Raw genomic sequence first — 2,213 nt, forward strand, 5'->3', positions numbered from 1 at the left:
TCCATGATGTGTGCGCCCGTTTCACTGGCCCACACATAATCTCCTGTTGAAAGACTTGTGTCGAGGGTGACTGGCCAACGCTTTTTAAAGAATAAGCTGGGTTTATTAAATGTTTCATCGTACCAGGCAATGACATCATTATCACTTACCATAGCTTATCTTTACCTCTGGCTATAGTGTTGTATTTAATTGTGGCTTTGTATGAAATCGCAGTCACGTCATAAGCCATTATGACAATCCCCAATATTGGAATCCATCTTCCAGCAAAAGCGCCCAGATTTGTTACATATGCAAATTTTAATCGTCTTATACTTCCTGTAGTTAGGGTGGGTAAACGTCTGGTTTCTATATTTAACCAATGTCGTAGCTGAGAGCTCAGTGGTGATGTGCCTGCTGTTGCCCCTATCGGCTTACCTCTGGTTGCGATTGTAGGTTGACCAAGTAAAATTAGACCCAAGGTCATGTAATCATTTACGCCAAATTGTTCACTTGTTTCATCCAGGAAAATCCAGAAAAGAAGTTCTCCTGCTGAAAGATTAGCAAACCCTCTGTAAAAATATGTATCGTTAAGCTCTTCGATAGTGTCCATATGATTTCACTTATTCGGTTATGCGTTCATTCCAGGCATCCGAATATTGGATGTTACCATCGAGATAATGCCAAGTAATTTTATCGTAACGCAGCTGTACTTGTTCTCTATGACCAACATTGATGACAGTTTTAGTGTCATGCATCATCGGTGTTACGGATACAACTTTAACCCCTTCGAGGAGCATGTTGTAGTACTCTGCTTCCTGACCTGCATTATTGATCTCGTACCACCTAAATTCTGCCGATTGCAAGCTTTGCCCTGTGGCAACGGCTTTAAAAAGATAAGGTGAAGCGCTATCGAATTCCTTCTCAAAAATCAATGCGCCGTGCACACGTGTGCCAGTAAGCTTTCCTGTATTGCCATCCGTTGGGATGTAAAGGTTATGGCTAAACGATGTCACCTCGATTGAGTGTTCGCGATTGGTTACATCAACAGATCCCTTTATAAGTAAGCCACCATCGTCTTTGAGCCAGAGATAAGCAGGAATTGCCATTTTAATAATCCATTTCGTTGAGAAAATAATATATGAGGTTTTTTACGATTGGTTTGCAATAGTGAAGGTGTTAATAATAGAGAAAAAATAAATAAATTATTCCACGGCTGAATTTAAAATATCTATATATAAGCAGGATGATTTGTTATGGAAGATTAATTCATTTTGAAAGTAGGCCGGATAAGCGCAAGCGCCATCCGGCACCTGCTGAACCTGTGAGTACCGCTTGCAGATTCAGCCGTACTTCACTGGAGAGTCGCCAGTGTGCTCTCGATTCTGTTCAGCTTCTGACTGACCTCTTTCAGTTCATCCTGCAACCGTTGTTCCTGCTCGCCATAGACCATCAGGACGATACAGCCATTCATCACTTTTACGGTAAGTTGTTGGCCGGTATCAAACCCCGCGTCGCGTAGCCACTTGCCGGAAAGAATAATTTTTGGCGTGGATTTGTCGAAAACATTCGGGCGATATCCCACAATTACCGAACGCTCGGTTCCGGATTGGTCGGTGTCTGGGGTAGAATGCGAATCAGCCATAATCAACTCCTTGATAGTTGGTGAGGTTAGCTCTCGTCGGGTACTGCGAATACCGGGCGAGGGCGTTTATAAGTCAGGTCGTTAGTTTTAAAGGTACGTACCTGATTGGTGATATATTGCTCTTGTAGGTACGTACATGTCAACGACTAAACGCGACCCAAATCAGTCTAAATCCGGAAAAGCGCCGACTTTCCAGATTCGTATCACACCTGAGTTAAAGGCGCAGTTCGAGGCTGCTGCAAAAGCTGAGGGGATGAGTTTGGGGAATTGGCTCAAAACTTTGGGGAGAAAGGAACTTAAGAGGTTAGGTATTGAGCCTCAAGATAATTAGTGACTCGATTAATTGTCCTGTCTTGTTGGAATGTTTATTATTTCCATTTTTAAAGCATTTTCTCCTGAGAATATTGCAGCTAACCCTTGTCTAATTTTTAATTGATCGTTTTCTATTGCACCATGGGCCACAGGTGAATATATGGCTGTTTGTAATTGCACACGCTCAAAATCATAGCCAATATCTTTCGCTATCTCTGATAGCAAGTCCAGGAAAAGATTGTTGCTTGTTTGGTTCCATATGGCATCTAAGGTATTATCA

At 42.3% G+C, this 2,213-nt stretch carries 5 protein-coding genes; 1 reads left to right on the forward strand and 4 read right to left on the reverse strand.

What is annotated here, in order from left to right; genetic code table 11:
- Positions 1-145 precede the first annotated feature (145 nt).
- The 3 genes from KQJ18_RS23540 to KQJ18_RS23550 all read right to left on the reverse strand — a co-directional run bounded on the left by KQJ18_RS23540 (position 146) and on the right by KQJ18_RS23550 (position 1,621).
- The gene (locus KQJ18_RS23540) at positions 146-589 is read right to left on the reverse strand and encodes an STM2901 family protein (protein ID WP_216422896.1); all 444 of its coding nucleotides are present in this window, start codon (positions 587-589) and stop codon (positions 146-148) included.
- A 10-nt stretch (positions 590-599) separates the two neighbouring features.
- On the reverse strand, positions 600-1,085 hold the full coding sequence (gene tssD, locus KQJ18_RS23545; RefSeq protein ID WP_079934361.1) for a type VI secretion system tube protein TssD: 486 nt from the start codon (positions 1,083-1,085) through the stop codon (positions 600-602).
- Between the two features lie 245 nt (positions 1,086-1,330).
- Positions 1,331-1,621, reverse strand: a complete 291-nt coding sequence (locus KQJ18_RS23550; protein ID WP_216422897.1) for a SymE family type I addiction module toxin — start codon at positions 1,619-1,621, stop codon at positions 1,331-1,333.
- A gap of 136 nt (positions 1,622-1,757) precedes the next feature.
- Here KQJ18_RS23550 and KQJ18_RS23555 point away from each other — a divergent pair, with 136 nt between their 5' ends.
- Positions 1,758-1,952 (forward strand): toxin-antitoxin system HicB family antitoxin, encoded by a 195-nt coding sequence (locus tag KQJ18_RS23555; protein ID WP_216422899.1) that lies wholly within the window; start codon positions 1,758-1,760, stop codon positions 1,950-1,952.
- Between the two features lie 8 nt (positions 1,953-1,960).
- Here the strand turns inward: KQJ18_RS23555 and KQJ18_RS23560 are convergent.
- Positions 1,961-2,213 (reverse strand): DUF6680 family protein (locus tag KQJ18_RS23560; protein ID WP_346014728.1); only part of this gene is annotated, 253 nt, incomplete at its 5' end.

This window comes from Citrobacter sp. S55_ASV_140, from assembly GCF_018919505.1.
GTDB classification, from domain to species: Bacteria; Pseudomonadota; Gammaproteobacteria; order Enterobacterales; family Enterobacteriaceae; genus Citrobacter; species Citrobacter werkmanii.

Coding starts and splice junctions, on each gene's coding strand:
- tssD (WP_079934361.1), bottom strand. CDS start 1,085: ATGGCAATTCCTGCTTATCTCTGGCTCAAAGACGATGGTGGCTTACTT.
- KQJ18_RS23550 (WP_216422897.1), bottom strand. CDS start 1,621: ATGGCTGATTCGCATTCTACCCCAGACACCGACCAATCCGGAACCGAG.
- KQJ18_RS23540 (WP_216422896.1), bottom strand. CDS start 589: ATGGACACTATCGAAGAGCTTAACGATACATATTTTTACAGAGGGTTT.
- KQJ18_RS23555 (WP_216422899.1), top strand. CDS start 1,758: ATGTCAACGACTAAACGCGACCCAAATCAGTCTAAATCCGGAAAAGCG.